Origin of the sequence: Saccharomonospora iraqiensis subsp. paurometabolica YIM 90007, from assembly GCF_000231035.2 — a bacterium.
Classification (GTDB): Bacteria; Actinomycetota; Actinomycetes; order Mycobacteriales; family Pseudonocardiaceae; genus Saccharomonospora; species Saccharomonospora paurometabolica.
The window spans coordinates 1-5741 of record NZ_KI912264.1; the positions used below are offsets into that span (position 1 = coordinate 1).

A 5741-nucleotide genomic window follows, 5' to 3' on the forward strand; every position below is an offset into this window, starting at 1 on the left:
GTGCTGGCGGCCCGGCCCCGCGCACGGCACGGCAGCGGACCACCCGCGGTGCCGGGGGTGCGCATCCGGCACGCCGGGCCGGGTGACCTGGACACCGCGGTGCGGTTGCAACTGGAACTGCGCCGCTACGACGCGCACTTCGGGGTGGTCGCGCTGCGGGACCACGCGGAGCCCACGATCCGGGAGTCGACGCGCGAACTGCTCTCCCGGGACGCGACGGTGCCCCCGCTGTGGATCGCCGAGTTGTACGGGAACCCGCTCGGTCTGCTGCACATCGAACTGCCCCCGGACTCGGACTGGATCGCCGGGTCCGTCGCCGCCGAGCGGGTGGGCTACCTCGCCTCGCTGGACATCGCCGAGACCTCCCGCGGCACCGGGGTCGGCACGGCGCTGGCCGAGCACGCGCACCAGGTGTTCGAGGAGTCCGGCGTGGACGTGGTGCTGCTGCACCACGCGCCGGCGAATCCGCGGTCCACGCCGTTCTGGTACGCGCAGGGCTATCGTCCGCTGTGGACGTCCTGGTACCGGATGCCGGCCCGCTGACCGCGGTCGGCCGACGCACACCGGGCCACGCGGATCCGCCGGTGCACCGACGGGTGCCGGCGGATCCGCGTGGCCCGCGGCGCTCCGGGACGGTCAGGCGTCCGCCAGGGCGGGGCGCTTCTCCCGCACGAACGCGTACATCCCGGCGGAGGCGAGCATGATGCCGCCCGCCACCCAGGTGCCCACCGACCAGCTGCCGGTGGCGTCGCGCAGCACACCGCTGACCACCGGGCTGGCCACGGCGCCGATCTCGGAGACCAGGTTCAGCAGCCCGAACGCCGAGCCGCGCTGGGCGTCCGGGACGAGGTCGCCGGTCATGCCCTGGGCGATCGGCTGCAGGGCGTTGAAGAACAGCCCCGAGCAGAACAGGATCAGCCCGAGCAGCCACAGCGACGGGGTGCCGCCGCCGCTGATGGACAGAGCGAAGCAGAACACCAGCAGCGAGTAGATCACCGAGAAGCTGATCAGCAGCGGCTTGCGCCCCCGGCCGCTGCGCAGCGCGCGGTCGGCCAGCCAGCCACCGGCGGGGAACCCGAGGATGCCCGCGCCCGCGTTGAACGCCGCGGTGAGGGCCGCGGCGAGCAGGGAACTGTCCGCCGCCTCCCGGACGATCTCCACCGACCAGAAGCTGAAGAACCACAGGTTCCACAGGATGGCGATGTAGGCGAAGTAGATGATGACGATGTCCCGGGAGAGCAGTGTCGCCGCCTCGGGGGTGCGGCGGATGCGCAGCACCACGGCCCCGATGACCACGACGGCGAGCAGGCCCGAGCCGAGCGCGGTGCCCCAGGTCGGCCACTGCAGCCGGTCGGCGACGACGAACAGCAGCAGCACCGCCGCCAGCAGCGGGGTGGACACCGCGACCATGCGCAGCAGCGGCGGCCCCAGGCGCAGCCTGCCACCGAGGTGCCGGTGGAAGAAGTACCAGCAGCCGAGCGCCACGAGCACCGAGACCACCGCGAACACCAGGAACGGCACCCGCCACGCGTCCGTGCCCAGGCCCAGCGACGAACCCCAGTCGATCAGCACGGGGGTGAGCACGATCCCGACCGTGAGACCGATCGACAGCCCGGAGATGACCACCCCGAGTCCGAGCGTGCGTCGCTTCGGCGGGGTGTTGTTCATGATCAGCGTGCGGTCGTTGGAGTAGAACACGCCCTCGCCGAGGCCGGTGAGCACGCGGGCGCCGACGAAGGCGATGAGCCCGACGACGATGCCGGACAGCGCCGTCATCACGCCCGCCCACAGCAGGGAGAGCACGATCATCTCGCGGTGCCCGAACCGGTCACCGAGCCGGCCACCGGGGTACTGGGTGAGCATGTAGCCGGTGAAGAACAGGGACCCGACCAGGCCGCCGAGCGCGCGGGGGTCGCTGGACTCCCCGATGAACCCGACGTCGTTGGCGATCATCCAGCTCACGACGGGGCCGGTGAGCGTGCGGTCGGCGTAGCTGACCACCCAGCCGAGCAGCAGCATCGCCCACAACGCCCGGTACGGCTTCCGGCTCTGTTCCTCCTCGGCGGGGAGGAAAGTCGACTCTGACCTCGTCATGAGAGGGGACCCTAGGCACGGGCGGGACCCGGCGAGTCGTGGTGTGGTCTGTCGAACGATGTCAGCGGGAATGTTTTCACTGGGTGAAAACCGCCGTGGCTCTCCCGGCAGCCGCCGTCGAGGCTCGAGTGGTTCGTGGTCCCGCGCAACGAGCTGTCCGGCGTGTGTGACGCCGGCGACGGAGGAGGATCCGGTGTCCGGCGAGTCCCGGTCGGTGACGTCGAAGGTGCTGTCCCTGCTCGACGCGTTCAGCCCGGCCTCTCCCACGTTGTCCCTGACGGAGCTGGCCCGGCGGGCCGGGGTGTCCCTGCCGACGGCCCACCGGCGCGCGGCGGAGCTGGTGGACTGGGGCGCGCTGGAACGCGGCGCCGACGGGCGCTACCGCATCGGCCTGCGGCTGTACGAGGTCGCGTCGCTGGCTCCGCGTGGCCTGGGCCTGCGGGAGGCGGCCATGCCGTTCCTGGAGGACCTGTACGAGGTCACCCACGAGAACGTGCAGCTCGCGGTGCGGGAGGGCCCGGAGCTGGTGTTCGTCGAGCGCATCGCGGGGTGGGAGGCCGTACCGGTGCGTACCCGGGTCGGCGGGCGGTTCGCCCTGCACGCCACGGGGGTGGGCCTGGTGCTGCTCGCGTACGCGCCGGAGCGGGTGCAGCGCGAGACGCTGTCCGCGCCGCTGACCGCCTACACCCCGAAGACGATCACGGACCCGGAGCGGCTGCGGTCGGTGCTGGCGACCGTGCGCAGGCAGGGATTCGCGGTCAGCGACGGGCAGGTCACGCTGGACGCCGTGTCGGTGGCGGCCCCGGTGCGCGACCGCGAGGGGGCGGTGGTGGCCGCCCTGTCGCTGGTGGTGAACGCCCGTGGGGCGCGGCCGGGCACCCTGGCGCCGCTCGTGCAGTCCGCCGCACGCGGGATCTCCCGGGCCCTGGCCTCCCGCGGCCGGGCCTGACCCCGGGCGCACGCTCGCCCCGGGTGGGGTCACGGGGTGCGTTTGGCGGGTGGCCCGCGGGGGCATGCCGCCGCGTGGGAGGAAGGGGAGACCGATGTCCGAGGACGACACCCTGGCCACCATCGACCGGCTGATCGAGGAGGAGCGGGAGCTCCGCTCCCGTGCGACGGGCACGGGCCTCGACGAGGAGGATCGCGTGCGGTTGCGACACCTGCAGGAGCGGTTGGACCAGTGTTGGGACCTGCTGCGCAGGCGCAGGGCGAGTGCCGAGTTCGGCGGCGACCCGGACCAGACGCACGCCCGACCGGTGAGTGAGGTCGAGTCGTACCAGCAGTAGTCCCGGCGGGTGCCGGTGTGGCGGGACCGGACCTCCCGCCGCACGCGGGTCACCCGTACGGGCGTACTTCGCCGACATGCGGGTATCCGCAGGCGCGTCTAGCGTGATTCGTGGCCTCCCCGAGCCGTCGCCGGACGGAAGGCGCGCCGGGGACGCACCTTTCGGCGGAGGGACTTTCGTGGACACGCAGCTCGTACGCCCGACGAGGATCCAGGAACCGGCCCCGGTCCCGGCCAAACGCGGCCAGCGCGCGTTGAGCTGGCTGCGCACGACCGATCACAAGGCGATCGGTCAGCTCTACCTGGTCACGGCCATGTCGTTCTTCATGGCCGGGGGCATCATGGCGCTGGTCCTGCGCACCGAGCTCGGTCAGCCGGGACTGCAGTTCCTCTCCACCGAACAGTACAACCAGATGTTCACGCTGCACGGCACGATCATGCTGCTGCTGTACGCGACCCCGGTGCTGTTCGCCTTCGCCAACCTGGTGCTGCCGCTGCAGATCGGTGCCCCGGACGTGGCCTTCCCCCGGCTGAATGCCTTCTCCTACTGGCTTTTCCTGCTCGGCGGGTTGATGGTGCTCGGCTCGCTGCTCACCCCGGGTGGGGGCGCGGATTTCGGCTGGACCGCCTACACCCCGCTGTCGCGTGACCAGTTCTCGGTCGGCATCGGCGGGAATCTGTGGATCATGGGGTTGGTGGTGTCCGGCCTGGGCACCATCCTCGGCGCGGTCAACATGATCACCTCGATCGTGTGCATGCGCGCGCCGGGCATGACGATGTGGCGGATGCCGATCTTCACCTGGAACATCCTGTTCACCAGCGTGCTGATCATCATCGCCTTCCCGATCCTCACCGCCGCGCTGCTCGGGCTGGCGGCCGACCGGCTGGTGGGGGCGCACGTGTTCGACCCGGCCAACGGCGGGGCGATCCTCTGGCAGCATCTGTTCTGGTTCTTCGGCCACCCCGAGGTCTACATCGTGGCGTTGCCGTTCTTCGGCATCATCACCGAGATCATCCCGGTGTTCAGCCGCAAACCGTTGTTCGGCTACCGGCTGATGGTGTTCGCGACCATCGGGATCATGGGCCTGTCCGCGGTGGTGTGGGCCCACCACATGTACGCCACCGGCGCGGTGCTGCTGCCGTTCTTCGCGATGACCACGTTCCTCATCGCGGTGCCGACGGGGATCAAGTTCTTCAACTGGCTCGGCACGATGTGGAAGGGGCAGCTCAGTTTCGAGACGCCGATGCTGTTCTCGCTCGGCTTCCTGATCACCTTCCTGCTGGGCGGGCTCACCGGGGTGATCCTCGCCGCGCCCCCGCTGGACTGGCACGTGCACGACAGCTACTTCGTCGTGGCGCACTTCCACTACGTGCTGTTCGGCACGATCGTGTTCGCGACGTTCGCCGGGATCTACTTCTGGTTCCCGAAGTTCACCGGCCGGATGATGAACGAGCCGCTGGGCAAGCTGCACTTCTGGCTCACCTTCGTCGGCTTCCACACCACGTTCCTGGTGCAGCACTGGCTCGGCAACGAGGGCATGCCCCGGCGTTACGCCGACTACCTTCCCTCCGACGGGTTCACCACGCTCAACGTGGTCTCCACGATCGGCGCGTTCGTGCTGGGCCTGTCGATGCTGCCGTTCCTGTGGAACGTGGTGCGCAGCTACCGCTTCGGTGATCCGGTGACCATCGACGACCCCTGGGGTTACGGCAACTCGCTGGAGTGGGCCACGAGCAGCCCGCCGCCCCGGCACAACTTCACCGAGCTGCCGCGGATCCGCTCCGAGCGTCCCGCGTTCGAGCTGCACTACCCGCACATGGTGGAGCGGATGCGCGGCGAGGGCGAGATCACCTTCACCGGGAAGACGAAGGATGCCGAGCGCCCGCACCTGCCCCCGCCCGAGGTCAAGGCGTCCGACGCCACCAAGGGCGAGACGGGGTGAGCCGGTCGCCGCGTGGCACACTCGCGGGTGTGGCGGACAGGGACCGGGACGACGAGGGACGCGCACGCAACGCCAGGCCACGCGACGGGCTCGGCAGGCCGTTGCCCCACGGCGCCGCGGGTGTCGAACGTCAGCCGGAGGGCGTGACGCGCACCCCGGAGCAGACGGTGCACGAAGCGCAGCGTCTGCTGGACGAGGGCAAACCGTTCCACGCGCACGAGGTGTTCGAGGACGCGTGGAAGTCCGGGCCGGACGCGGAGCGGGAGCTGTGGCGGGGGTTGGCCCAGCTCGCCGTGGGCCTCACCCACGCCGCCCGCGGCAACCCGAACGGGGCGGTGTCGCTGCTGCGCCGGGGCGCCGACAACCTCGCCGGGTTCGCCGACTCCGCCCCGCACGGCCTCGACGTCGCCGGCCTGCGC

Annotated in this window: 6 protein-coding genes; 5 read left to right on the forward strand and 1 reads right to left on the reverse strand. The window is 70.9% G+C overall.

Going from position 1 to position 5741, the window contains the following annotated elements; genetic code table 11:
* On the forward strand, window positions 1-543 hold a 543-nt coding region (locus tag SACPADRAFT_RS0223710; RefSeq protein WP_028662720.1), incomplete at its 5' end, for a GNAT family N-acetyltransferase.
* A 93-nt stretch (window positions 544-636) separates the two neighbouring features.
* Here SACPADRAFT_RS0223710 and SACPADRAFT_RS0223715 read toward each other — a convergent pair.
* Window positions 637-2094, reverse strand: coding sequence for an MFS transporter (locus SACPADRAFT_RS0223715; RefSeq protein WP_007026202.1), 1458 nt, complete (start codon window positions 2092-2094; stop codon window positions 637-639).
* Window positions 2095-2287: 193 nt separating this feature from the next.
* Between SACPADRAFT_RS0223715 and SACPADRAFT_RS0223720 the strand changes: the two genes are divergently transcribed.
* The 4 genes from SACPADRAFT_RS0223720 to SACPADRAFT_RS0223735 form a co-directional block, all read left to right on the forward strand.
* On the forward strand, window positions 2288-3043 hold the full coding sequence (locus tag SACPADRAFT_RS0223720; protein ID WP_007026203.1) for an IclR family transcriptional regulator: 756 nt from the start codon (window positions 2288-2290) through the stop codon (window positions 3041-3043).
* A gap of 94 nt (window positions 3044-3137) precedes the next feature.
* Entirely contained in the window at window positions 3138-3380 is a 243-nt protein-coding gene (locus tag SACPADRAFT_RS0223725; RefSeq protein ID WP_007026204.1) for a DUF2630 family protein, read from the forward strand.
* A 178-nt stretch (window positions 3381-3558) separates the two neighbouring features.
* Window positions 3559-5322, forward strand: a complete 1764-nt coding sequence (gene ctaD / locus SACPADRAFT_RS0223730; protein ID WP_007026205.1) for an aa3-type cytochrome oxidase subunit I — start codon at window positions 3559-3561, stop codon at window positions 5320-5322.
* A 29-nt stretch (window positions 5323-5351) separates the two neighbouring features.
* Window positions 5352-5741, forward strand: a 390-nt coding sequence (locus SACPADRAFT_RS0223735) for a DUF309 domain-containing protein (protein WP_028662721.1), incomplete at its 3' end; no start/stop codon positions are given.

Excerpts from the sequence above, each read along its gene's own strand:
- SACPADRAFT_RS0223715 (WP_007026202.1), bottom strand. The coding sequence starts at position 2,094 with ATGACGAGGTCAGAGTCGACTTTCCTCCCCGCCGAGGAGGAACAGAGC.
- SACPADRAFT_RS0223725 (WP_007026204.1), top strand. The coding sequence starts at position 3,138 with ATGTCCGAGGACGACACCCTGGCCACCATCGACCGGCTGATCGAGGAG.